The 24,101-nt window shown below is 62.0% G+C and carries 20 protein-coding genes and 2 pseudogenes; 8 read left to right on the top strand and 14 right to left on the bottom strand.

Annotated features, from left to right (window positions below):
- Positions 1-119: 119 nt before the first annotated feature.
- The 3 genes from ACZ46K_RS10820 (at position 120) to ACZ46K_RS10810 (ending at position 3,606) form a co-directional block, all read left to right on the top strand.
- The gene (locus tag ACZ46K_RS10820; RefSeq protein ID WP_054811053.1) at positions 120-1,373 is read left to right on the top strand and encodes an IS256 family transposase; all 1,254 of its coding nucleotides are present in this window, start codon (positions 120-122) and stop codon (positions 1,371-1,373) included.
- A 92-nt stretch (positions 1,374-1,465) separates the two neighbouring features.
- A complete protein-coding gene (locus ACZ46K_RS10815) occupies positions 1,466-2,230 on the top strand; it encodes a nitroreductase family protein (RefSeq protein ID WP_464748167.1) in 765 nt (254 codons plus the stop codon).
- Between the two features lie 302 nt (positions 2,231-2,532).
- Complete coding sequence (locus ACZ46K_RS10810; RefSeq protein WP_464748165.1) at positions 2,533-3,606, top strand: acyltransferase family protein; 1,074 nt, start codon at positions 2,533-2,535, stop codon at positions 3,604-3,606.
- 697 nt (positions 3,607-4,303) lie between these two features.
- Here ACZ46K_RS10810 and ACZ46K_RS10805 read toward each other — a convergent pair.
- Both ACZ46K_RS10805 and ACZ46K_RS10800 read right to left on the bottom strand, forming a co-directional pair.
- A pseudogene (locus ACZ46K_RS10805) lies at positions 4,304-4,588 on the bottom strand (IS1634 family transposase); the annotation flags it as partial.
- A gap of 177 nt (positions 4,589-4,765) precedes the next feature.
- Positions 4,766-6,079 carry a sugar transferase gene (locus ACZ46K_RS10800; RefSeq protein ID WP_464749283.1) on the bottom strand — a complete coding sequence of 438 codons (1,314 nt, stop codon included), beginning with the start codon at positions 6,077-6,079 and terminating at the stop codon, positions 4,766-4,768.
- An 89-nt stretch (positions 6,080-6,168) separates the two neighbouring features.
- Between ACZ46K_RS10800 and ACZ46K_RS10795 the strand changes: the two genes are divergently transcribed.
- Together ACZ46K_RS10795 and ACZ46K_RS10790 are read left to right on the top strand one after the other, a co-directional pair.
- Positions 6,169-7,422, top strand: a complete 1,254-nt coding sequence (locus ACZ46K_RS10795; RefSeq protein WP_054811053.1) for an IS256 family transposase — start codon at positions 6,169-6,171, stop codon at positions 7,420-7,422.
- 857 nt (positions 7,423-8,279) lie between these two features.
- Positions 8,280-9,215: a sugar phosphate nucleotidyltransferase gene (locus tag ACZ46K_RS10790; RefSeq protein WP_054805374.1), complete on the top strand. Its 936-nt coding sequence runs from the start codon at positions 8,280-8,282 to the stop codon at positions 9,213-9,215.
- An 87-nt stretch (positions 9,216-9,302) separates the two neighbouring features.
- Here ACZ46K_RS10790 and manA read toward each other — a convergent pair whose 3' ends face one another.
- On the bottom strand, positions 9,303-10,550 hold the full coding sequence (gene manA / locus ACZ46K_RS10785; RefSeq protein WP_464749282.1) for a mannose-6-phosphate isomerase, class I: 1,248 nt from the start codon (positions 10,548-10,550) through the stop codon (positions 9,303-9,305).
- Positions 10,551-11,021: 471 nt separating this feature from the next.
- Here manA and ACZ46K_RS10780 point away from each other — a divergent pair, with 471 nt between their 5' ends.
- A complete protein-coding gene (locus ACZ46K_RS10780; RefSeq protein WP_464748163.1) occupies positions 11,022-11,780 on the top strand; it encodes a helix-turn-helix domain-containing protein in 759 nt (252 codons plus the stop codon).
- A gap of 212 nt (positions 11,781-11,992) precedes the next feature.
- Positions 11,993-12,164, top strand: a pseudogene (locus tag ACZ46K_RS10775) (DUF1049 domain-containing protein); the annotation flags it as partial.
- Positions 12,165-12,548: 384 nt separating this feature from the next.
- Here the strand turns inward: ACZ46K_RS10775 and ACZ46K_RS10770 are convergent.
- The 3 genes from ACZ46K_RS10770 to ACZ46K_RS10760 all read right to left on the bottom strand — a co-directional run bounded on the left by ACZ46K_RS10770 (position 12,549) and on the right by ACZ46K_RS10760 (position 13,834).
- Entirely contained in the window at positions 12,549-12,755 is a 207-nt protein-coding gene (locus tag ACZ46K_RS10770; RefSeq protein ID WP_054805376.1) for a hypothetical protein, read from the bottom strand.
- A gap of 281 nt (positions 12,756-13,036) precedes the next feature.
- Positions 13,037-13,237 (bottom strand): hypothetical protein, encoded by a 201-nt coding sequence (locus tag ACZ46K_RS10765; RefSeq protein ID WP_054805377.1) that lies wholly within the window; start codon positions 13,235-13,237, stop codon positions 13,037-13,039.
- A gap of 111 nt (positions 13,238-13,348) precedes the next feature.
- Positions 13,349-13,834, bottom strand: a complete 486-nt coding sequence (locus tag ACZ46K_RS10760; RefSeq protein ID WP_464748161.1) for a DUF4352 domain-containing protein — start codon at positions 13,832-13,834, stop codon at positions 13,349-13,351.
- 1,431 nt (positions 13,835-15,265) lie between these two features.
- Here ACZ46K_RS10760 and ACZ46K_RS10755 point away from each other — a divergent pair.
- Entirely contained in the window at positions 15,266-15,880 is a 615-nt protein-coding gene (locus ACZ46K_RS10755) for an SGNH/GDSL hydrolase family protein (protein WP_464748159.1), read from the top strand.
- 436 nt (positions 15,881-16,316) lie between these two features.
- Here ACZ46K_RS10755 and ACZ46K_RS10750 read toward each other — a convergent pair whose 3' ends face one another.
- The 8 genes from ACZ46K_RS10750 to ACZ46K_RS10715 form a co-directional block, all read right to left on the bottom strand.
- Positions 16,317-16,478 carry a hypothetical protein gene (locus ACZ46K_RS10750; protein WP_464748157.1) on the bottom strand — a complete coding sequence of 54 codons (162 nt, stop codon included), beginning with the start codon at positions 16,476-16,478 and terminating at the stop codon, positions 16,317-16,319.
- 139 nt (positions 16,479-16,617) lie between these two features.
- Positions 16,618-17,301, bottom strand: a complete 684-nt coding sequence (locus ACZ46K_RS10745) for a DUF4352 domain-containing protein (RefSeq protein ID WP_464748155.1) — start codon at positions 17,299-17,301, stop codon at positions 16,618-16,620.
- Positions 17,302-17,526: 225 nt separating this feature from the next.
- Positions 17,527-19,161 carry an FAD-dependent oxidoreductase gene (locus ACZ46K_RS10740; RefSeq protein WP_464748153.1) on the bottom strand — a complete coding sequence of 545 codons (1,635 nt, stop codon included), beginning with the start codon at positions 19,159-19,161 and terminating at the stop codon, positions 17,527-17,529.
- On the bottom strand, positions 19,154-20,638 hold the full coding sequence (locus tag ACZ46K_RS10735) for an FAD-dependent oxidoreductase (RefSeq protein WP_054809467.1): 1,485 nt from the start codon (positions 20,636-20,638) through the stop codon (positions 19,154-19,156). Before ACZ46K_RS10735 ends, ACZ46K_RS10740 begins: the two co-directional genes overlap by 8 nt.
- Before the next feature lie 19 nt (positions 20,639-20,657).
- On the bottom strand, positions 20,658-20,966 hold the full coding sequence (locus tag ACZ46K_RS10730; protein ID WP_464748149.1) for a hypothetical protein: 309 nt from the start codon (positions 20,964-20,966) through the stop codon (positions 20,658-20,660).
- Positions 20,967-21,054: 88 nt separating this feature from the next.
- Positions 21,055-22,701 carry an FAD-dependent oxidoreductase gene (locus tag ACZ46K_RS10725; protein ID WP_464748147.1) on the bottom strand — a complete coding sequence of 549 codons (1,647 nt, stop codon included), beginning with the start codon at positions 22,699-22,701 and terminating at the stop codon, positions 21,055-21,057.
- A 65-nt stretch (positions 22,702-22,766) separates the two neighbouring features.
- Positions 22,767-23,291, bottom strand: coding sequence for a nuclear transport factor 2 family protein (locus tag ACZ46K_RS10720; RefSeq protein WP_464748145.1), 525 nt, complete (start codon positions 23,289-23,291; stop codon positions 22,767-22,769).
- Positions 23,266-24,078 carry an SDR family oxidoreductase gene (locus ACZ46K_RS10715; protein ID WP_464748143.1) on the bottom strand — a complete coding sequence of 271 codons (813 nt, stop codon included), beginning with the start codon at positions 24,076-24,078 and terminating at the stop codon, positions 23,266-23,268. Before ACZ46K_RS10715 ends, ACZ46K_RS10720 begins: the two co-directional genes overlap by 26 nt.
- Positions 24,079-24,101: the final 23 nt, after the last annotated feature.

Genomic DNA, 24,101 nt, shown 5'->3' with positions numbered 1-24,101 from the left:
AGTGGTGTAACCCGGTGACCAGCACCACAACCGACAGCGTGTCGCTGCTGGACGTGAAACGGTCACCGCGTGATCCTTCGAGTCAACCTTCCACAGAATCCTCGAACGGAGTCATCACGATGACCGCACCCCACATTGTCGACCCTGCGGGCGTATTGCACCAAGCCCTGACCGACGCGTCTCCCGATCTGATGCGTGAACTGCTACAAACCATGATCAACGCCCTGCTGTCCGCCGAAGCCGACGCGGTCTGCGGCGCCGAATGGGGCCAACAGTCCACCGAACGAGTCAATCAGCGCAACGGATACCGGCACCGTCCGCTCGACACCCGTGTCGGCACCATCGACGTCGCCGTCCCCAAACTCCGATCCGGCACGTATTTCCCCGAATGGCTTCTCGAACGCCGTAAACGCGCCGAGGCCGCATTGATCACCGTGGTCGCCGACTGCTACCTGGCCGGGGTCTCCACCCGCCGGATGGACAAGCTGGTCAAAACCCTCGGTATCAACGCACTGTCGAAGTCCCAGGTCTCACGCATGGCCGAGGACCTCGACGAACAGGTCGCCGCGTTCCGGCAACGGCGACTCGATCACGCGGGCCCGTTCACGTTCGTCGCCGCCGACGCATTGACGATGAAAGTCCGCGAGAACAAGCAGGTCGTGAATGCAGTCGCGATGGTCGCCACCGGAGTCAACGCCGACGGGCACCGCGAAGTGCTGGGCCTGCACGTGGCCACCAGCGAGACCGGTCCGGCATGGAACACCTTCTTCGCCGACCTGGTCGCCCGCGGCCTGAGCGGGGTCCGGTTGGTCACCTCCGATGCACACCGTGGTCTGGTCGATGCGATCGCGGCGAACCTGCCCGGTACTGCGTGGCAGCGATGCCGGACCCACTACGCGGCAAACCTGATAAGTGTGTGTCCGAAGAGCATGTGGCCGGCGGTCAAAGCGATGTTGCACTCGGTCTACGACCAGCCGACCGCCGATGCGGTCGATGCCCAGTTCGATCGTCTTGTCGAGTACACCGAGGACCGGCTCCCGACGGTCGCTGAGCATCTGGGTAATGCTCGCCCGGATCTGTTGTCGTTCAGCGTATTTCCGAAGGATGTGTGGACTCAGGTGTGGTCGAATAATCCTGCCGAGCGTCTCAATCGAGAGATCCGGCGTCGGACCGATGCGGTGGGGATCTTCCCCAACCGTGACGCCGTCGTCCGGTTGGTCGGTGCTGTCCTGGCCGAGCAGACCGATGAATGGGCGGAGGGCCGGCGGTATCTCGGGCTCGAGGTGCTGGCTCGTTGTCGTGCTGTGGGCACCGCGCCGGAGAGTGTCGGGGAGGTGGTTACGGAACCTGCTGCCGCGATTCCTGCTGCATAGTCAGGACAGGAGAAGGGATCACCGTCCTACACCACCTTCTGGGGCTTGACCCGTTCGGTGCAGCCAAAGCCACTGCACTTACCCAAATGCTGATGAACTCGAGCGATGAAACCCGTGGATCGACCGCCTACAACATGGGTGTATCCGTGCTCGCATCTTGGCGCGATTTCCATCAAGAGCGTGACGACCGGAATCAATCTACCCTCGACCTAGTCGAGCTGTTTCTCAGTGACGAATGCGAGGGGTACTCAACGAATTTCCGTGCCGGGGTGAAGGCAATTTTCGATCGAGACCCTGACTCTTGGAAAGACTTGCCCTTCGCCGATTTCGTCGCGACTCGACATTCGACGAGGCGCTATTCGGGTCAATCGGTTAGCGAGCATGACCTTGGTGAAGCAGTTGAACTCGCAATGCTCTCTCCATCCGCATGCAACCGGCAAATGGTTCGCTTACATGTGATTGATGATCCAGCGAGAAAGCGACTGCTATATGACACTCTCCATGGAACCGGTGGAGTGGATTTCGACAGTTGCCGGCTAGGCGTGGTTACCTACGACTCTCGAAGCCTCGAATTTTACGGTGAGCGCAATCAGGGTTACCTGAACGCCGGCCTATTTGCCATGACATTGGTGTATGCCCTCCATTGGAAGGGGATCGGTGCATGCCTGTTGCAGTTCGGGAATACCGTCACCGAGGAGCGGGGCCTTATCAAGCAACTGGGCATCCCAGAAGTCGAGCGAATCGCCGTAGGAATCTCCTTCGGACACCTTGAGTCCAGCGATGTTGTGCCGGCAAGCGTCCGGCGAACCGTTTCTGAGGTACTGAGGCGCGACGCTCTAGGTGTGATCACGTCATGATCGATGGGGACGTGTCCATATGCTCGCCAGTGCCAAAAACAGAGATACGTCCGTCCAGTCGCTGCGCGGGCTCACGGGATTGCTGGCAGTCCCGGAATAGAGATTTTCAGAATTAATTCGCCAGGCTCGAAATATCGTTGGCATCAACGGCCGGTTACTCAGGGGAGGACATAGTGGTGAATCCGAGGTTCGATCTCCGACGAAACAAGGGGCGATTGCCCATTGGTCCCCGACCTGCCGAGGACACTAGTTCGAGCCCACATTCAGGATCTCCAGCGAGCCGATATACGCACATCGACGCGATGCGAGCAGTCGCAGTGCTGCTGGTGGTGGTGGCACACGCAGGAGTCGGCCACATAATCCCAGGTGGGTCCGGCGTCACGATCTTCTTTACCATATCAGGATTCATTATTACGACCATTCTAATTAAGGAGTGGAAGAACACCGGAAAATTCGATATTGGCGGGTTTTATATCCGCCGCGCGGTAAAACTGACCCCTCCGCTCTTGGTCGCTCTAGTCATACCAACGATAATTTACTCAGCATTCGGTGGGCTCATCGATTGGAGCGATTTCGCCGGCCAGATCCTGTTCTATTTCAATTGGCTTAAACTCGACCACCCCGACGTCCTTCCTGGATCACCGGTCGTGTGGAGTCTCTCAATCGAAGAGCAATTCTACATTGTATTTGCTGTTCTGTGGCTTTGGCTCGTGAAAAGCTCTCGGGCGATTCCGTGGCTTGCCACGCTCTCGATCGTGGCCATCATCGCAAGTACCACACTCCGCTTCCTGTTCGCGTCTCCTGGGAGCGAACAAGTCGCTGACCGCATCTATTACGGGTCTGACACCCGAGCAGACAGTCTCGCTTGGGGCATCCTCGCGGCGATTGCACTATTTAAATGGCAGAACTCGACTGCACGCCGGGGTTGGCTTCAGCGCATCACCGGTAACGATTGGGCACTCATCGGTGCGTGTCTAATCTTCCTTGTGAGCTTGCTGATTCGCGACGACTGGTTCCGGCAGACGATTCGATACTCGTTTCAGAGCGTCGCCTCTTGCATTGTCATACTTTATGGGTTCACCGCCTTCCAAAGTATCGCGAATCGGTTGTTTACAGCGTTCTGCCAGATACGCATCATTCAAATCATCGGACTCGCCAGTTACAGCATCTACATAGTCCATTTGAGCATAATTATCGTCATTGATGACTACACCAAGCGACTGCCGTTGCCAGCGCATGTTGCGATTGGAACTGCTGTGTCGGTAGGCGTCGGAATTGCGATGTACTACTGGCTGGAGGTACCCGCTCGCAAGCAATACGAGAAGCTTCGGGAACGCCGTGCGTCATCTGCAGTTCATGCCACGAACCAGTCCTGAGTACCGGCACACGGAAGGCCGTGGTCTCTGATCGGCGTCGAGCGTTCAGCAATCAGCACCGTTGTGAGACGACAACCTGGGTTGCGATACTCGTGCACTCACCTCGTAAAGACAGCTGCCGCCACAAAGACATGGTCGAGAACGTTCTGCGGAGGCCGGACATCGGGCGATCACAACGAAAATTGCGTTGACCACAGCAAATGTCCAGGTTGTCGCCCCACCTGGTATGCCCGCCGAGCTGTGATCGCGGCAAGGAGAAGTCGGCCCACGCGCAGTTCACGGTCGAGACGCGTATCCCGGTGTTCGTCCCAGGCCCCGATCCTGCGTCGGAGCGCGGCGCTGCGAGCGCCAGTATGTCCTCGCGTCAGTACTTTCCCAAGAATTACTTACTTTCCGGGGGAGTTCCAAGGCGGGCGAGGCGGTTGCTCACACGCTCAATAGTCGGTGTCGTAAGGCGCTGGTTGGAAGCCACCGACCGAAGTCATCATTGAGCACGTGGGGTGGTGCCAACGCGCCGGGGTTGCGACGGCTGGTTTGATCCGGTCAATTTCGATCACGGAAAATCGTACGAATTGTTCCAAATGATTTATAAAGTCCGATGAGTCATTGGGATTTTAGAGACAATGCTGTAACTGGCAGTCGTTTGCTCGCCTACGGAAGAACTTCCTCGATCCTGGGTGATGGCATTTCGCTTAATGCCCGTTTCGAACCCGAGACGACGACCCAGAAGCCCCTGTTCAGCAACCGGGCTCTGGGAGGAAGTCACGGACATCACCACCGTTGATCGCGATGGTCGAGGTCCGAAACGGATGGAGCTGCTTGACCAGTCTCGCAGTCACTACACCGGCGTGGTCTTGGGCGCATTGCGCCAGAGCCGACGCCACGAATACGGTGTAGGTGTAGGTCGATCAAATCTCGGGTCCTGGAGGAACATCGGCCGTGCGCGCACATCGGTCTTCGACATCCGAAACGCCTGCTCGACAGTCACCGGCCGTGGTGCTTGCCTTTGGGATAACGAACCGGGTGGCCACGGACTTCGTGGCTCGTTCAAGTTCTTCACGATTACGAACGATACCTAGCGCTACTCGTCGATCTGTTCGGGGCGGGACCGCCTTCAGTACGTGGACCTCGTGCTGAGTCGTGGAGATATTGCAAGCGCTCAGTATGCGCCGTCACTCGCAAGGACAGCCTTGACGGTCTTCCCGATGATCAGTACATCCGAGATCATCGACCAGTTCTCTACGTACGACAGATCGAGCCGTACCGACTCGTCCCACGACAGATCCGAACGGCCGCTGACCTGCCACAGACCCGTGACGCCGGGACGCACAAGTAGGCGGCGCTTGACGCGACCGTCGTAGTTCTCCACCTCACGACGCAGCGGCGGACGCGGGCCGACGACGCTCATCTCACCACGCAGCACATTGATGAACTGCGGCAGCTCGTCGATGCTGTACCGGCGCAGCACCTTACCCACCTGGGTCACGCGCGGATCGTCACGCATCTTGAACAGTAGGCCAGCACCCTCGTTCTGCACCAGCAACGACTCGACCATCGCGTCGGCCTTCGTGACCATCGACCGGAACTTGATCATCCCGAACGGCCTACCGTCCAGACCAATTCGTTCTGACCGGTAGAACACAGGACCCTTGTTGTCCAGTTTGATCGCGACAGCCACAACCGCAAAGAGCGGCAGGAGAACAAGCAACGCCGCCACCGAGAAAGCGACGTCGAAGAGTCGCTTACCACTACGTTTGGCGCCGTGATAACTCGGTTTCTCTACGTGGATCAGCGGGAGACCTGCAACAGGACGCATCTCAATCCGCGGGCTCGCCACATCGACAACACCGGTTGTGACCACCAGATCTACGCCATGCGGATCAAGCTTCCAGACCAAATCCTTGATGCCTTCAGGACCAAGAGTCTCGGTAGCCGCCACCGCAACCGTGTCGGCACCCGATGCGCCGAGGGCTTCGAGGATCGAGTGCTCGTCACCGAAGATCGGCACCGACCGACCGTCTACATCGATCTCTTCCCCAACCGATCCTGAATATGCCGGAACACACACTCCGACAACTCGATATCCGTCGGCAAATTTGCGCTCGAATGTGCCGCCCAGATGCCGAACTGCACGCGCACCCCCGACTACGAGTACAGAGGTGGTGAACTCTCCACGCCGACGCTTCCGCGCCACAGCCTTTCTCCACAACCACCGGCTGACTAGCAATCCGAAGAGTCCAGCCGGCAAAGCAATCGCCAAGTAGCCACGCGCGAGTTCGAGCTGGAAGACAAGCGCAACAATTGCAATGAACCCGAACAATCTCAGTGTGCTAGAAACGACCCGTTGATACTCGTCGTAACCAGCACCGATTACCCGACGCGACCGTGTACGGAACAGACGAAGGTTTACCAGCCAAGCAACGGCAATAGTAGTGCCCCATAGAGTGGTGTAACCCGGTGACCAGCACCACAACCGACAGCGTGTCGCTGCTGGACGTGAAACGGTCACCGCGTGATCCTTCGAGTCAACCTTCCACAGAATCCTCGAACGGAGTCATCACGATGACCGCACCCCACATTGTCGACCCTGCGGGCGTATTGCACCAAGCCCTGACCGACGCGTCTCCCGATCTGATGCGTGAACTGCTACAAACCATGATCAACGCCCTGCTGTCCGCCGAAGCCGACGCGGTCTGCGGCGCCGAATGGGGCCAACAGTCCACCGAACGAGTCAATCAGCGCAACGGATACCGGCACCGTCCGCTCGACACCCGTGTCGGCACCATCGACGTCGCCGTCCCCAAACTCCGATCCGGCACGTATTTCCCCGAATGGCTTCTCGAACGCCGTAAACGCGCCGAGGCCGCATTGATCACCGTGGTCGCCGACTGCTACCTGGCCGGGGTCTCCACCCGCCGGATGGACAAGCTGGTCAAAACCCTCGGTATCAACGCACTGTCGAAGTCCCAGGTCTCACGCATGGCCGAGGACCTCGACGAACAGGTCGCCGCGTTCCGGCAACGGCGACTCGATCACGCGGGCCCGTTCACGTTCGTCGCCGCCGACGCATTGACGATGAAAGTCCGCGAGAACAAGCAGGTCGTGAATGCAGTCGCGATGGTCGCCACCGGAGTCAACGCCGACGGGCACCGCGAAGTGCTGGGCCTGCACGTGGCCACCAGCGAGACCGGTCCGGCATGGAACACCTTCTTCGCCGACCTGGTCGCCCGCGGCCTGAGCGGGGTCCGGTTGGTCACCTCCGATGCACACCGTGGTCTGGTCGATGCGATCGCGGCGAACCTGCCCGGTACTGCGTGGCAGCGATGCCGGACCCACTACGCGGCAAACCTGATAAGTGTGTGTCCGAAGAGCATGTGGCCGGCGGTCAAAGCGATGTTGCACTCGGTCTACGACCAGCCGACCGCCGATGCGGTCGATGCCCAGTTCGATCGTCTTGTCGAGTACACCGAGGACCGGCTCCCGACGGTCGCTGAGCATCTGGGTAATGCTCGCCCGGATCTGTTGTCGTTCAGCGTATTTCCGAAGGATGTGTGGACTCAGGTGTGGTCGAATAATCCTGCCGAGCGTCTCAATCGAGAGATCCGGCGTCGGACCGATGCGGTGGGGATCTTCCCCAACCGTGACGCCGTCGTCCGGTTGGTCGGTGCTGTCCTGGCCGAGCAGACCGATGAATGGGCGGAGGGCCGGCGGTATCTCGGGCTCGAGGTGCTGGCTCGTTGTCGTGCTGTGGGCACCGCGCCGGAGAGTGTCGGGGAGGTGGTTACGGAACCTGCTGCCGCGATTCCTGCTGCATAGTCAGGACAGGAGAAGGGATCACCGTCCTACACCACCTTCTGGGGCTTGACCACGGCAATCCCTACAGAAATAAGCGTGTAGTTCAGCGTGCTGACTGTATCCATCGTCAGTAGGTTCTCGTGGCCAAACCGGACGATGTGCGCCAATAGGACAGACAGCGTGACAATTATTGCGTCGGTCCAAAACAGGCGACGTACATACGCCGCCTGCCACGCCCGTCTTGTCCCGGTAGTGTCTAGACTCCCTGACGTGTGTGCCGAATCAGCGCTGGTCAAATCGACTTCAGAAGCTGATGTTCGCTTCTCTCCGACGGTAGTCACCGCGAGCCAACCCTCATATTTGTCTCCTCCCCGAGACATGTTTGTTTCTCCAAGCAGCTATTGCCCGAAGGCCGCAACCCTCCCAAGTTGCAAGCCAGCGCCAGTCGCCGCCCACTCTGTCGCATCGATCGCCCTACGCGTAGGTGCTTCGACCACCATCGCCCGCGCTACCTACGATTGAGACTGTAACGTTACTTACCTCAATAGGCAGACTGAACCGATGTCCAGAAAGCGTGGCACTCACCGCGGCCACATGGGCAACCCGGTTCGCGTTACTCCACGCCACAGCAAGTCCATTCCAGCCCCCGCCTCAGCGGAATATGGCTGCGCTTCCGCCAGTTTCGTATTAACGCCCGATTCGCGCGCTCAAACAATCGGTCATAGACTGCGCTCGCCGGAACCCGCCCACCTCGCCGACACGGCAATCAATCGCCGCCGAAAGAGACGTAAATCACATTACGGCGACGTGAATCGTAGGCGAAATATGGGATTTCCGGACAACTTTCATAAACTCGACAGGGGAGGCGAGGTTCCACAATGGAGGGAAATGCGGTAGTGCACACAGCGTTCCGTACAGCTGTAGTGCCAGCAGCGGGGATGGGGACACGGTTCTTACCCGCGACAAAGACTGTTCCGAAAGAGCTCCTACCGGTAATTGACACTCCGGGCATCGAGTTGGTCGCTGGGGAGGCGGCCGATTCGGGTGCTTCGAGATTGATCATCGTCACCGCGCCGGGAAAAGACGGGGTTGTATCGCACTTCGTCGAGGACCTAGCCCTCGAAAGTCACCTCGCGGCCAAGGGCAAGCACACACTGCTCGAGAAGGTCCGCAAGTCATCGAGCCTTCTCAATGTGGAATCTGTGATTCAGGATCGTCCGTTGGGCCTCGGCCACGCCGTCGGATGCGCCGAGCAGTCCCTCGCCGACGATGAAGACGCTATCGCTGTACTTCTTCCCGACGACCTCGTCCAGCCCGTCGGGATCCTGGAGACGATGTCAAGGGTCCGCGCCGAATACGGCGGGACCGTGCTGTGCGCGATCGATGTCCCCAAGGCGCAAGTGAGTTCCTACGGGGTCTTCCACGTCGAAGAGGTCCCCGGCGTCGCCGACCCGGACGTGATGAAGGTGCTCGGCATGGTCGAGAAGCCGCAACTCGCTGATGCGCCATCCACCTTGGCAGCGGCGGGCCGCTATCTCCTCGACCGAAGGATCTTCGACGCACTTCGCCGCATCAAGCCGGGGGCCGGCGGCGAACTGCAGCTGACAGATGCGATCGCACTGATGATCAACGAAGGCCATCCCGTGCATGTCGTGGTTCATCGTGGAACAAGACACGACCTCGGCAATCCCGGTGGCTATCTCCGCGCAGCTGTCGACGCAGCACTGAACAGCGACGAATACGGATTTGAGCTACGCAAGTGGCTCATCGAGCGCCTGGAAATGAGGAGTAACGCTTTCCGAGCCGAGCGATGACAGGGCGGCCCTGGATCAGATACCGATCCGGGACCGTCCCCCTCGCTTGCTCGATTCACCCGGATTGAAGTTTGCCCACAAATCGCCTCAAGGTCCAGCGGCGATAAACATCTGGGCGTCCACACCGTCCGAAGTGAAACTCACCGTCGCGCCGGCCGGCACCCAAATCGATTCACCCTGTTCCACCACGAAGACACATCCGGCGTCGATGGTTTCCACTCCCTCGACAGTGATCCTGCACGTTCCCTTCGTGCAGAGGAGAATCTGAGGGCAGCGTGCATAATTGCGCACCCCGCCGGATCCCACAGCACTACTCCCGTCGATTTCGACGCGACGCAATCGGAACTCCTGAGCAGGCGTGGGATAGTGCAGGATCACGGCATTCCAGGAGGAATCCGCGAGCGGCTCGGCGCGAACGATCGGGGGCGAAATGGGATCGAACCGGAGAACTCGCATCAACTCGTCGCGATTTACATTCTTTGTTGTCATCCCGCCACGTAATACATTGTCGGAGTTGGCCATGATTTCCACGCCTGTGCCACGCACATAGGCGTGCAGGTGCCCTGCGTCGAGGTAGATTCCTTCGCCCGGGTTCAGCGTCATACGGTTCAGGAGCAAAGCGGCAAGTACGCCAGTGTCTCCCGGATACTGTTCGGTCAGGTCGAGAAGCGTCTGAGCTTCGTCGCTGAAGCCACCGCATGGGTATCCCGCGAGGTAACGCCTGCAGCCTTCAGACAGCGCCGATAGCAAGGTCTGAGCGTCGACTTCGTCCAGGTTCAGCCACTTGTCGAACACCGTACGCAGCCCACCAGACTCCAACTCCTCTGCGTAGGTGGAGAGCTCCGGCACACGGAGTGCCGTGACCAGCGCGACTGTCCGACTCACCTCGCGAAAACCGGCCAAAGCATGGAATTCGGTGAGAGCGACGAGGAGCTCCGGTTTATGGTTGCCGTCGCGGTAGTTCCGTATCGGCGAATCGATCGGAATTCCAGCTGCATCCTCCCGAGCGAAACCCATCCGTGCCTGCTCGAGCGTCGGGTGCGCTTGCAGCGACAATGCGGATTCGGCTGCCAGAACTTTGAACAGAAACGGCAGCTGTGCACCGAATCTCGACAGGGAGTCCGCCCCCAGCGTCGATTCCGGTGACTCGGCGATCGCATCGGCCAACGTATCGCCACACTGCAGTACGGATGGGCCGTTCGGATGCGCGCCAAGCCACAACTCGGCCTCGGGATCATCCGTCGGATACGCTCTGCCCATCAAATCAGCTAAGGCTGTCCGTGATCCCCATGAGTACGGCTGGATAACTCCGTACAGTCGCTGAGCACGATGTATGCCGTTGCGAGCGCTGGCGGCCACGTCAAGGTGGCCATTGGCGCCTGTTGTTACCTCGGTGATTTCGATCGTCTCCCCTCGTCATCGAATGCCGCTACGTTGCAGGATTCTTGTAGCCCGGTTGGATTTCCGGATCTCCCGCGGAACCATGTGCATCGTGTCGGCGACTTCTGCACGTCTTGAGGGGAGGACGTCGTGCAGCCACTGACTGTTCGGCTCGGGCTCGACGGACTCACGCTGCCCGTCCGCCAGGAAGATCCTATGTGTCCCGCTTCGCCGCCGCGAGCCGAAACGGGTTGTGCAAATCGTTGACGCCTGTCACCTCGAGTGACAAGATGATCCACCACACGCGACGAACGTGTGTGCGAACAACTGAACAGAAGGCCCGCCGCGACTGGCATCGCGACGGGCCGGATGTCCGACTGAAGAGGAGTCGAACATGCGTCAGCATACCTATGTGCAGGTGTCATCGTGAGTATCGAAGCGATCGCCTGGGCACTCAAACACGCTGCTATTCCCTCCCCTACCCCACCCGGCATGCCGTCTGCGCCGGCATTGACCTTGGTGCTCCTCGGGCTGGCAAACCACGCGTCACGACACGGCGAAAGCGCCTTCCCGTCGGTGCGCACCCTCGCCGGATACGCCCGAATGAGCGAACGCCAAGTGCAACGCTGCCTCGGCGCACTCGTCGAACTCAGGATCATCGGCCTCGGCGATCAGCGGCAGGTTGCGGCCACCATCTCCCGTGAGGATCGTCGCCCCATCTGCTACAACATCCGCATGTCGCGGGGTGGCAGCCGGTCCAACGACGCCGCAAGCCCGGTGTACCGGCAGACAGGCAAATCGCGTGTCGAGCTCAAACACCATGCAGCCGCAGTCGAGCTTTTCGGCAACGCCCGGTCCGGCATCACCATGACCAATGATGCTTTCATCTCGCGCAGGTCCTGGACGACGGACATCAGCATCGACCATCGGGGGGCGACGGTAGTGATCGAGTATGACGGCGTCTACTGGCATCGCACAAAAGCGAAGATTCTCGTCGACCAACGCAAGAGCCTGGACCTGCTTGCGGCAGGGTATGTGGTGGTGCGTCTGAGGGAAGACGATCTGCCCGCCCTCGAGATCGAGCACCCGAGGTATCGGGAGATTCGGGTGTGTTCGGCGGCGCCGCGCCCCCGAACCGTCATGGAAGACATTCGCAACTGGATCGACGACCTACCAACTGGTTGATCTCGCGCGGCTGTCAACCTCAGCCCCGCTGGCGGTGACAGGATAGCCGTATGAACCGAGATATCGAGTTCCGCATCAGTGCAGTGGTTGGTCTGCTCATGGGTGGGTAGGCGCTATGGAGAACATGCCCGGACCTACCGCCTCTCCCAGTGAACGATGTTGTGCGGTTGTGTTTCTCGTTTTCGTCGGCGCAGCGATCACCTTGGCGGCTGCTTGAACTGTTGGGGTGGGACTTTCTCGCTGCCGCTGGGTGAGGCGCTGCTGTTCGCTGCGATAGCCGGAGCGGCAATCGTCGGAATCGCCGGCGGCCTACGGATCCTGCAGCTCCGCCACGCCGCCAACAGGGAACGCGGACTCAGTGCCAATCCACGAAGCCGATCGTGAGCACGCCACGCCTCTCACTGAGGCTCCGGCCTGTTGGAGCCGGGATGACGGGGCATGCCACAGTGTGAAATCCGGCCTGGGTGATCGAGATCCGGGCCGAGAAGCCACGGCAAACTCGGGCCCATGAGGTGTTCGATGAGACAGTCTGGCAGCAGGGCACGGGTTCTCCAGGTGATCGTGGGACTTCACCAATCGCATGATCAACTCGAAGCCCGTGCCCCTACCTGCATCGACACGCCGGTTCCTTTGATTTCTACCGGCTGCGCCCATCAATTGCCGGACGCTCTTAGGCTGGTGTACGTGTACGCCCAGTGACCCCATCGTCACCACGACAACACCCCTCGGTCTCTCCACGAGCCTGAGGGGCGTCTTTCGCTGTCTGGATTACCGGTCGTAGCCGTTGCTCGCAGACCCGGTCGAGAGCAGGACGATCATCTTGGTAAGAAAGCACTCCAGCGAACCCTCACCCGCGGTGCACGGGTGGGCGGTGTCGGAACTCGGAGGAATCCCGGGCTCCGCGCTGGCGATGCCCGCCGTACCGAGCGTGAGAGTGGCCGAAATTGCAGAGACGGCGAGGAACTTACGAATCACGAGTGATCCTTCCGAGTACTGGATGGGTCCCTGGCATATCGATCCGTTCGGTGGAGTGTTACGGAATGGACGTACCGGGCGCGTCGCTGCAGCAGCCCAGGAGACGCGCTTTACGCTCGCCTCACTGGTGCACGGCAGCGGCTATGTCAATGGCCATGGACAGACGCGCCGGTCTTCCAGAGCGCGCAACAGTGCCGATATAGGTCGGGCCCAGGTCGCGATACCGCAACCGCCACGGTGGAACATAGCCCTTCCGCGATACCGCTTCCGTGCGGTCTCTTTCACACGAAGTTCGAGTCGGTGAACTCGATCTCGCAGCGAGACGAACAGAAGCCGCTCGTGTCGGGATCGAGCGTTGTCTCGCAGTAGCGGCACTGCAGCTCCGCGTCCGATGGGGTCCGGAACATCGAGAGCCCTCCCCAGAGGATGGTGAAGAGTACGAGGATGTCGAGGTCGGTCACACGCAACTGATCGCCCTGCACCTGTGGGTCGTTACCGATCCCTAGCCGAGCGACATTTCAGTGCCCATGGAGAACATGGAGTCGTGAAGCTCCATCTTCGCTGCCGTGGCCCCGCTCAGTACGAAGCTGAGATCACCACTTACTGATTGCCCGGGGTTCGAGTCCATCGAGTCCAAAGTCGGAACGCCAGCTGTACTCGCCTTCGAACTTCCGGTCCTGGCTATCAATCAGGTACTGGTTCGAAATGGCAAAGTACTGTGGAGCGTCCCCGATGTTCGTCACGGTCACGGAGGCCATCGATGTTGCGTCGTCCCCGGAATGCACCACGAACTCCAGCTCCCTCATCCCTGACAGGCATCCCGAGGCCAGGCAGAGGTTGGCCTGCTCGCCGCTGTGGTCGTCGAGTCTCCGCTTGTGGTGGCTGGCACGGAAGCTCTTGAAGCACTTGAGTTGTCGTTGCCAGAGTTCACTGCGCCACCTCAGAACGGCGCCCGCAGCGCAACGCCAGCATTCTCGAATCGACGACCTAGCCGCGGCGTGCCGCCGGGCCGGTCTCACCGCACGGTTCGACACCCTCACCGCCGAGAAGGCGACCATGATCGCCGACTCGGTTGACATCCACGGCATCGACGCGCTGGTGCGAGCCGCGCTCGAACGACACCGCCCCCGCAACCCCGCCCGCTCGGCCGCCGCGTGGATCTCCACCTGGCAGCAGCTCCGGCCACCGCGCCCGAAGCTTCCGCCTACCTGCAACCAGTGCGACGAGTGGGGATGGCTGCCCGACGACGATCTCGGACGGGCCGTCCGCTGCCCCTGCCGCCAGGCCGGATTACGCGAACCTGACAGGTCAGCCGACTCCTCAAAGCAGATGTCGTTCGGAGAATCGCCGCACATGAAGTCAATTCCGCCGACAGTCAAAAATGCGGAATACCAAGCGCACTATCCGCGAGCGGATAACCACAGAAACATATTGGTGCGGTGGAGCTTTCAACCTCAGCTGGATGTTAGTCGAGTTCGTCCAGGTCTCCCCACCTCCCTCAAGCCATCCCGAAACGAGCAAGAAAGCAAACAATGCAACGCATCCGGAGAGCACGAGAAACGCATTGGCACGGCAGAGAACACGGTGCGGCGCAGGGGCACCCAGGAAAAAATGAGCGACATCCAGTCCGACGAATATCCTGCTGCCGAGGACGCAACCCGCCGTCAACTCCACCGAATAGAGCCACCTCGACCGATAAGGGCAGATGCAGACGTCACCACGATCGGTCGCGATTGGCGGACGTAATGCTACTTATGCCCCGGTCGCTGCGGTCGATTCGAAGGTCGACAAGGTTGCGAGCAACGTCCGCCTCTACGGCACCGACGGGCTCGGGAGCCAGACCACCGTCGGCTACGGCACCCCACCGAACGCGAGCACTGTTGCCTTCCGCACCTCCGGTGGGCGGCTGAAGGTCGGCGCACCGACCGAGTCCGATGACGCGACCACGAAGGCGTACGTCGATGCCCAGAGCGGTGGCGGGGGCGGTACGAGTGCAGTCGGTGAAGTCTCCGTTGCATCCGCACCAATCCTCGCGTCGTACGGCGCTCCGATCACCGTGACCCCGACCGCAGTATCAACCACGAGCATTACCGACGGTGTGCTGGTCGAACGTGCCGACGCTGCACTCCGGTACGAGGGCCTGACCAACCGCGGCGACACCGGATCGCACTACTACTTCCAACGACTCACCGGCTCGACGGCAGGTACCGCATCGAACCCGTGGCTGGTCGCGTTCGACTACGACTGCCAAGAGTTCGAGATCAAGGCATGGACCGCTGGCTCTCCTCGCGTCGAATATCGCCTGTGGGTCGATGGTCAGCCCATGGCGCAGGTCCTCGCCGTCCTCGGCGCGTCGGGTGCGTGGGCGATCAAGGTTCAGTTCCCGACGGCGCAGTTGCGGCGCATCGTGCTCGAGGTCGACTCGGGTTTCAACTTCGGTGGCATCTGGCGAGAGCCGGACGCGACAGTGCACCCGTCGTCCATTTCCGGCAGCACCGAAGAAACTTGCCGTGCTCGGAGACTCTCTGGTGTGGGGCGAGGGCATCGCCGCCTCCGGTCAGCAGACACTCGGGTTCGTGCCGCAACTCGGCCGGCTCCTGGGCTGGACCGTCACGAACCTCGGTATCGGCGGTACCGGCTGGGCCACCGATGTGACCACGGGTGTGACCGCAGTGAAGTTCGTCGAACGGCTCGCGGACATCTACACAGCGGCCCCGGATGTGGTCCTCATTCCGGGTTCGCAGAACGACAAGGCCGCAGCGGTGGGTGCGATCAACACCGAGGTCGCCGCGTCGATCGCGGCGATCAAAACAAACCTGCCCAGCGCGAAGATCATCCTCGCGTCGACTCTGTTTCCGGCCGTGCCGACCACGGCGCGTGGTGGGTTCGATGTGGCCTGTCGCGATGTGATGGACGCGGAGGTCAGGAGCGCGGTGGACGCCACGACGGGCGTGTCATACATCGATGCGAGTGGATGGTTCACAGGTACCGGTCGAGTCGGGACGCCGGACGGCGGTAACGCGGACTGGTTCCGGACCTCTATCGACTGGGCGCACCCGTCCACAGAGGGCCACACCTACCTGGCACGCCGGTTCGCGGCGGAGCTGAAACGGATCGTCGTCTAACCGCGGTGGAACGTGTGGCTGCATCCGCAGGCCTCGGACCAGCCGCTGGGCCCCTCGACTCCATCGCTGCACGACCCGGCGATGAATCGATCGTGAAACCCGCCCAGTACCGGAATGCGCGATACCCAGCGGAACGGGGACTTCCGATACGGATGTCCGCAGTCGGGGCAGAGGTCGGTCATGCCTTCGTTATCGCGGGGTAAAGACCCTCGTTACGGGACTAAAGACCCTGACCTGCAGTTTCATCTGTTCGGATGACAGGCCCGGTCACTTGCCGGGCAGGGGGAGTCCACCGCCGTCGAGAGCGGACAGGACGACGATGAAGACGCCCACGAGGAGGCCTCCCGCGATGCCGATGAGAGTGTCGATCTGCCAGTCCTTCATAACCGGCGTATCTCGGCGCGCCGGACGACCGTTACCGAGTCGACGGTGAAGGTCAGTCGTCCCACTCGTCGTATGCGGCCTGGATCTGGCCCCTGCTCTTCTGCTCGATGAGTGCCACTGTGTTGGACGGGAGGGGACCGGGGTTCTTGAGGTAGTCGCCCAGGATCTTGCGGGTGAGTTTCTGCTCCTTGAACCACGCAACATTGAGATTCATTGCGACATCCTCGCACTGAGCGCGGCTACTCGAACCTGAGATTGAGTCCGTGTAGTCCGAACGGATTACCCGCCCGTAACGCATCCCGCGAGGCATTACGGGGAGATCAGTCCGGCGCTCTGACCCCGTTCTGAATGCCCTACCGGAGCGACATTTCAGTGCCCATCGAGAACATCGAATCGTGAAGCTCCATCTTCGCCGCAGTCGCGCCGCTCAGCACGAAGCTAAGTTCACCGCTCACCGACTGGCCGGGATTCAAGTCCATCGATTCCAGATCAGAGCGCCAGTCGTACTCACCTTCGAACTTCCGGCCCTGGCTATCAATCAGGTACTGGTTCGAGACTGCAAAATACTGCGGAGCATCCCCGATATTCGTCACGGTCATGGACGCCGTCGATGTTGCGTCGTCCCAGAAATGCACCACAAACTCCAGCTTCCCGTCCCTGACAGGCGCACCGAGGCCCGGCAGCGGCGCGTCTGCTCGAGTGGTCGTAGCGGCCGCGCTGGTAGTGGCGGGTGCGGAAGCCCGTGGTGTTCTTGAGGTGGTCGAACTATCGTTCCCCGAATTCACCGCGATGAGGAACAAGATCAGCACGGCCAGCGCTGCCCATGGCCACTTCGGCTTCTTCTTCCCGCTGACAGGCGCCGGTGGTGCTGTGAAACCCGCGGCAAGCGGTCCGCGAGGCCGCGTCTGGTTGGTCCAATGCTGCCCGTCCCAGTATCGGTCCAAGGTTGGGTTGGCGGGATCGGGGTGCCAGCCGGCCGGAGGGTTCATGAGGTGATTCCGTTCTGCGATGAGATCTCCCTCGTCTGTCGTAGTCATCGTCAGGCTCGTTACGGGACTAAAGACCCTGACCTGCAGTTTCATCTGTTCGGATGACACCGCTGATCCGAACCGCCCATAACGCATCCTTATGTCCCTGTGCCAGTCCGCCAGAAACTTCAACGCGAAACAGCAACGCGCCAAGGGTGCGTTGCTGTTGAGCGGGACTCGATCAACGCCGGCGCCATACCCGTTGGTCAATCCCCATCGGCCGTCCCGGCCTGCTCAGTCAAGCCGCCGTTTCGGAGCGGTGGCGGCGGCTTGTCCTGCCAGGAACCCGAATGTCATCGACATGGCAATGGGCGAACCCCCCGAAGGATAGAGATACCCGAAGACGCCGGCCGCCACAGTACCGGCAGCGTAAAGCCCCGGCAACGGAGTGCCGTCATACCGAAGCACCTCCCCGTAGCCGCTGATGCGCGGACCACCGGTGGTACTCAACATCCCCGGATACAACCGAAGCGCGTAGTAAGGCGCCGACTCGACCGGCTCCAGCGAGCGTCGACCGAACTCCGGATCGACGCCTCGTTCGGCCAGGTGGTTGTATTCCGCGAGCGTTGCGGCCAACGTCGTGAAATCCACGTCGAGCCGGTCGGCGAGCTCCTCGATGGTGGCCGAAGGGTACAACCACTCCGGGTCTGGATCGCCGGGAGCCGCCGAGAGCACGGCCACCTGCGACCGCGCGGTGGCGTCGAATATCACCCACGCTGCGCCGAGGTTGGGCAGTCCCGGACCCTGGGCGCTGAAATTTCCGAACGCCTTCGGGAAATCGTTGTAGCGGGTGTGCTCGTTGAGAAACCGCTTTCCGCCCCCGTTGACGATCAACGATGCCGGATGGGAGCGGATCGGTAACCCTGCCTGCCCGGCCTGCACAACCGGCCTGCCTCCGTCGTCCAGTGTGGGGTCGTAAGCGACGGCAGTACCGAAGTAGGACCGCATGTTCGCCACTGCGGCACCCGCCTCCAGAACCATCTGCAATCCGTCGCCAGTGTTGGTGGGCGCGCTGACCGGCACGACGTCGTATCCGATGAATCCACGTACCATCTCGCTGTCCCACTCGAAGCCGCCACAGGCCAGCACCACCGCGCGCCGAACGCCGATGCTGGCACCACCACTTCGGACGCCGACCACCTCGCCGTTGGCGATGACCAAGCCGTCGACTGGGCTGGAACGCCGGATCACGACGCCGCGATCTACGAGACCGCGGAGCAATCGCGCCACCAGTGCGACACCTTTGACGCGCACATCGTCGGCCGTCCGCTGGGCAACCAATGCGGCCAGCTCCTCAGGATCCTGATCGGCCCGCTCCTGCGCGTGAGTAGTCCGTTCTCCCAAGATGTTCAACGTCGAACGCACCGGTAGTGCGTCGGCATACTCGGGTAGTTCGGTTCGGACCGAGAACGGTAGCGCCTCGACCGCGCGGCCTCCCGCAGTGCGCCCCGGCAGGTCGTCTAGGTGCAGGTAGTAGTCGGGGAAGCCCGGGATCGCGGCCATCTCCAGAGGAGTGTGTTCTTCCAGGTACGCCAACATCTGTGGCGCAGTGTCTACGAAAAGGTCGATCAACGCTGGGTCCGGCGCGTCATCGCCGCAGAGTGCCCGGATGTAGGCGAGGGCATCGGCTTCGGAGTCGGTCCCTCCCAACTCACCGAAATGACTGTTGGCCGGGATCCAGGCGGCACCACCCGAGAGCGCCGTAGTCCCGCCCAATTGATCGCTCTTCTCCAGCAGCAACACCGAGGCGCCACCGTCGGCGGCGAGCACCGCGGCAACCAGCCCGGCCGCGCCGCTACCGACCACGACGACGTCGAACACTTCCTGCCACTGATGTGTTACGGCGTCGTCGATCACGTGGTTACGCATCAGTGTCCTCCATGGCCGACGAGATCTGTGGTCGCGCGAAGGCCGCCGACGCACCGGCCCGCCGACCGAAGAAGGTGCAGTCGCCCAACGAGGCACCGCTCACGTAACCGGTGGCGGGAATTCCGGAGGTGATCCGGCCCGCCGCATAGAGACCGGGCACCGGCGCATCGTCGTGGTCCAGAACCGCACCGTCGGTGGTTGTCTTGAGACCGCCCAGCGTGAACGTGCGGAATCGTTTCCTCGCATCGATGGCCGCGAACGGCGAACGCAGCGGCTCGAGCCACCGCTCCGACTTGCCGTATACCTCGTCGTGGCCGGCCTCTGCGGCACGGTTGTACGCCGCCACCGTCTCGACGAGGGCTCCTGGTGGGAGCCCGGCCTCTGTCGCGAGTTCCTCCACGGTCTCGGCGACGTAGTCGGGTTGTACCGGGCCGCGGAATTCCTCTGCGCTGTCGAAGATCTTCTCGTCGAGGATCAGCCATACGCGACCGTCCTGGCGGAAGAGACCGTGCTGCCCGACCCTTCCGAGATAGGAATCCTCGTTGATGAACCGCTGGGCGGCAGCGTTGACCAGTAGGCCTGGTTTGACCAGAGCAGGAGGGACCGAGAATGCTGCCTCACCGGCATTCAGCCGCGCCGCCGCAGCACCGACTGCCATGGCCGCCCGGAGCACCGATCCGTCGTTCTCCTCCACGCCCAATTTGTCAGTGCCGACCAGGGCCGGCGCGTGGTCGGCCAGCATATGCTCGTTGTGGATGAAACCGCCGGTGGCCAACACCACCCCTCGGCGAGCTGCCAAGTAGAGGTCTTCCCCGAACCGGCGGGCGACCACTCCGACCACGCTCCCCTGGTCGTCGACGACGAGGCGTCGGACCCGGGTGCTATTGCTCTGCTCGACGCCGAGTTCGGCGGCTCGACGAGCGAGCACTTCCATCAACAAGAATCCGCCGGCGCTGCCGTGTCGCGATGACGTCGGCGAGGCCGGGCAGTGCCCGCGGGGAACCGGTGTAGTGAAGGTGGAGAAGGGGGCTGCGTCCTCACCGCCGGAGAACATCAGACCGTCGTCGGTCCACGGCTCCGCTGTGGGGCCCGACCAGAAGGCCGGCTTGAATGGAACACCGCAGTCGACCAGCCAGTCATAGTGCGCCACACTGCCTTCGCAGTAGAGACGGATCTTCTCCTCGTCGGCCCATGGCCCGCAGGCTGCTATGAGGAAGCGCGCCATCTCTTCCGGCGAATCCTCGAACTCACAGGCCTTCTGCAGGGCGGTCCCGCCACCGAGGTAGAGAAGGCCACCGGACATGGCGGAGGTGCCGCCGGGGCCACCGGCAGCTTCCAGCGCCAGCACCTCGGCACCGGACACTCGCGCCTCGATCGCGGCCGACACACCGGCGGCGCCGCACCCGACGACGATCACATCGACCTGACGGTCCCAGGCAGCAACCTTCGAACTCTTCACAGCTCCACTGCTGTTCACCGGACTCCTGCCTTCCGAATCAGTCCGACGAGGGCAAGGGCTGTGGCGGGCGTTCGGGAAGCAGCCGATCGTCCAGGCTCAGTGAACCCGGCCCCGGCGATGTGCACACAACCTCTAGCCCGGTCTGCTCGTCCCAGTAGCGTTTTCCGATCACTGTGCCCTGGTCATAGCCCTCGGCCGGGCCCGGCTTGGCATCCACACTCGCACCGGCCGGCAGCATGCCGGTCCCACCACAGCGGAGATCGATGTCCGACGGTGGCCCTTTGACCACGACAATCGATGTTGCACACACTGCGCTGACGTAGCGCTGGCCCGAACGAACCTGCATCTTCATACCTCCGAATTCACGTCACAGATGTGACTGGGCGGGTCAGAAACTCAAACCAGGCAATCGAATTGCTGACGCGTCTCCGTCATCACGCACTGACGCCGACCGGAGACGCGATCTCGACCGGCAACCCGGCGCCTTGTGTCAGGTGCCTCCCGGCCAGAAAACCAAAGGTCATGCCCACCGCGATGGGCGTGCCGCCGCCGAGGTAGGCCCCGCTGAGAGCCGATGCGGCCGTGTTGCCCGCGGCATACAGCCCGGGGATCGGCTCGCCCTGCGCACCGAGGACCTGAGCGTGCTCGTTGATCCGACACCCACCACTCGTGCCGAGCGTCCCGGGCCACTGCTGAACGGCGTAATAGGGCGAGCCGAGAATGGCCCCTGCCTGACCGCTGTCCCCGGTCTCGTCGGCGGCGTTGTTCTCGGCTTCCACGCTCGCTGCCAGCCCCGCCGGGTCGACCCCGATGATCGCCGCGAGTTCTTCGATCGTGTCGGCGCGGGCAATCCAGTCGGGTGCATCCTCGCTTGGCGCCACGGAGAGGATCGCCTTCTCCTGCTTCAGTTTCTGACCGAACACGACCCAGGCCGGCGGGAGATTCGGGTATCCGGGCAACGTCGGGTCGAAGTTGCCGAATGTCTTGGGGAAGTCGTTGTAGGTGAGCGCACCGTCAGCAAAGCGTTCACCCGCACGGTTCACTATGATCGAGCCGGGCCCGAGCCCACGCATCATCTGGGGGAACGGCTTTCCGTCCGGACCGATGATCGCCGGGTCGAAACCGGCGCCTTGGCCCCAATAGTGGTTCATCTGAGCCAGCTGCGCGCCCGCCCTCATCGCCATCCGATGCCCGTCACCCACGTTTCCACCGGGGGAAAGCGGCTGCACGTCGTACCCGATGTGCGCGCGCATCATGTCGCGATCCCACTCGAAGCCACCGCAAGCCAGCACGACACCGCGGTACGCACGAATGTTCAAGGGCCCTTCCGGCGACGATGCCTGGATGCCGATCACCGCATCGTGCTCGTCCACGACGAGACGCTGTGCCGGAGTCTGCAGCCGGACTTGCACGTCGTGATCGAGAAGCGTCTTGAGCAGAGCGCCCACGAGCGCAGCACCCTTCACTCGGATGCCGCGCCGTTCCCGTTCGGCAACAACCTCGAGCGTTGCCAGCGCCCCACCGCGGCCCCGAGCAGCCTCGTCCTCCTTCAGAGTGGTGTCGGCTCCGAGTGACAACAGACTGCTGCGGGTTGCCAACAGCTCGGACCACTCCCCGAGTTCCTCGACGGCCGGGAAGGGTAGCGGTTCGACGCTGCGCGAGAAGTCTTTGCAGCCCGGCACCCGTTCCCGGATCGCCTCGTAGTAGTCGTGAAGGTTGGTCACCGATTGAGTCTCCAGCGGCGTCACCGACTCGAGGAAGTCCAACATCTGCGGAGCCGTGTCCACGAAGACGTCGATAAGATTCGGATCCACCACGCGCCCGCCGGCGATGTGACGAATATAGGACACGGCATCCTCACGACTGTCCTGCAGTCCTGCGGGCGCGAGATGACGATTGTTCGGGATCCAGATGGCTCCGCCGGAGACACCTGTGGTGCCCCCGAGGACGGATTCCTTCTCCAGGATCAGAATTTTCGCGCCGTCAACCGCGGCGGTCACTGCGGCACTCAGGGCAGCCGCACCTGAACCGACCACCACTACATCGCATTCCACGTCCCACTGACTCGTCCGCTCACTCATGTCACCAATTCCTTCCGTTCGGGCGGTCACAGACCGCACCACGGTCCGTGTGGGGGGCGTGATCCCTAGTTGAGCGGGTCACGCAGTTCATAGAGCCGGTCGTATCCGGTCGACCGGATTCGCCAACCGTCATCGGTTCTCACGTATTCGTCTCGGTAGTACGCGGCTCCGCGGAGGACGGTCTGTTTGCTGCGGTCGATCACTGTGTCGCTAAGCGCCCAGCTCCCGACCGCGCGGTCGTCGGACTCGATGGTGATGACCGGGTGTGAGACCAAGTGCAGCGATGAGCTGTCAGCCTTGGCCAGGCTGGTGCCCTGAAGAAACTCGAGGACGGCGGGCTTGCCCTCTCGCTTGTGGCGGCCTGAGTCGTACCAGCAGACCACGTCTTCGGCCAGGCATTCCGCCAGGTCGTCCCAACGGTTCAGGTCCAGGGATCGGAGATAGGTGTACTTCAACTGCTTGATCGCTTCGATGTGGTGCAGACGCGTGACCATCTCGGTCATGCTCTCTCCCTGCTGCTCGAGTGGATTCGGGGCGTTCGACCTGCCGTTGCCGCTGATCGGGCTACCCGACGAGGACTGCGCGGTCATGCTCGCGAGGCGAAGCGCCCAGATGCTGGCCGCAGTCGAGATCCAGGAAGCTTCCGGTAATGCCGCTGGCGCGCTCTGAGCACAGGAAAATCGCTGTTTCGGCGATCTCCTCGGGAGTGACGATCCGGCCCAGGGGTGAGCGCCCGGCTCTCACCGCGAGTTCGTGTTCGGTGGTGGTGCCCAATGTTCGGGCTCGCTCTGCGGCCCACTCCCGCAGGCCATCTCCCTGGATCGAGCCGGGCAGGATGCCGTTGACCCGGACGCCGGGGCCCCACTGCAGGGCCGCTGAGGAGGTCAGCGAAGTGACGGCGGACTTCGCTGCGGCATAGGCGGCCAGTGTGGCCGAGGGCTTGGTGCCGGCCTGTGAGCCGATCGCCACGATCGCGGCACCCGGCTGATTCAAGTACGGATGCAGGGCTGTCAGCACCCGCCAGGTGCCCACCACGTTGACGTCGAGGCAGCGGATCCAGTCTTCCTCGGGTGTCTCCACGATGGGCGCTTCGGGTTCGGTCCAGAACGCTGCGTTCACCACGGCGTCCACCCCACCTCCGACCTCCGCGGCAAACTCCCCGAACGCCATGCAAGATCCCAAATCGGTGACGTCGACACACTGCCACCGTGCTTCTCCTCCGAATTGCTTGATTTCGTCGGCGAGCGCTTCGAGTCGCGCGGCGCTCCTGGCACCGAGTATCACCGCCGCACCCTCGCGGACGGCCGCCTTGGCCACAGCGGAACCGACCCCAGGTCCGGCTCCGGTGATGACGACGGTCTTGTTCTCCAGCAGCATCGGGTCTCCTTGGTTGCTCATTG

This window comes from Rhodococcus sp. JCM 9793 (assembly GCF_055380405.1).
Note: the sequence above shows the minus strand (reverse complement) of the source record. Positions and strands in the feature narration are given on the sequence as shown.

Excerpts from the sequence above, each read along its gene's own strand:
- ACZ46K_RS10740 (WP_464748153.1), bottom strand. The coding sequence starts at position 19,161 with ATGCGTAACCACGTGATCGACGACGCCGTAACACATCAGTGGCAGGAA.
- ACZ46K_RS10750 (WP_464748157.1), bottom strand. The coding sequence starts at position 16,478 with ATGAATCTCAATGTTGCGTGGTTCAAGGAGCAGAAACTCACCCGCAAG.
- ACZ46K_RS10815 (WP_464748167.1), top strand. The coding sequence starts at position 1,466 with ATGAACTCGAGCGATGAAACCCGTGGATCGACCGCCTACAACATGGGT.
- ACZ46K_RS10810 (WP_464748165.1), top strand. The coding sequence starts at position 2,533 with ATGCGAGCAGTCGCAGTGCTGCTGGTGGTGGTGGCACACGCAGGAGTC.
- ACZ46K_RS10745 (WP_464748155.1), bottom strand. The coding sequence starts at position 17,301 with ATGACTACGACAGACGAGGGAGATCTCATCGCAGAACGGAATCACCTC.
- ACZ46K_RS10715 (WP_464748143.1), bottom strand. The coding sequence starts at position 24,078 with ATGCTGCTGGAGAACAAGACCGTCGTCATCACCGGAGCCGGACCTGGG.
- ACZ46K_RS10790 (WP_054805374.1), top strand. The coding sequence starts at position 8,280 with ATGGAGGGAAATGCGGTAGTGCACACAGCGTTCCGTACAGCTGTAGTG.
- ACZ46K_RS10730 (WP_464748149.1), bottom strand. The coding sequence starts at position 20,966 with ATGCAGGTTCGTTCGGGCCAGCGCTACGTCAGCGCAGTGTGTGCAACA.
- ACZ46K_RS10760 (WP_464748161.1), bottom strand. The coding sequence starts at position 13,834 with ATGTCAACCGAGTCGGCGATCATGGTCGCCTTCTCGGCGGTGAGGGTG.
- ACZ46K_RS10720 (WP_464748145.1), bottom strand. The coding sequence starts at position 23,291 with ATGACCGCGCAGTCCTCGTCGGGTAGCCCGATCAGCGGCAACGGCAGG.
- ACZ46K_RS10725 (WP_464748147.1), bottom strand. The coding sequence starts at position 22,701 with ATGAGTGAGCGGACGAGTCAGTGGGACGTGGAATGCGATGTAGTGGTG.
- ACZ46K_RS10795 (WP_054811053.1), top strand. The coding sequence starts at position 6,169 with ATGACCGCACCCCACATTGTCGACCCTGCGGGCGTATTGCACCAAGCC.
- ACZ46K_RS10820 (WP_054811053.1), top strand. The coding sequence starts at position 120 with ATGACCGCACCCCACATTGTCGACCCTGCGGGCGTATTGCACCAAGCC.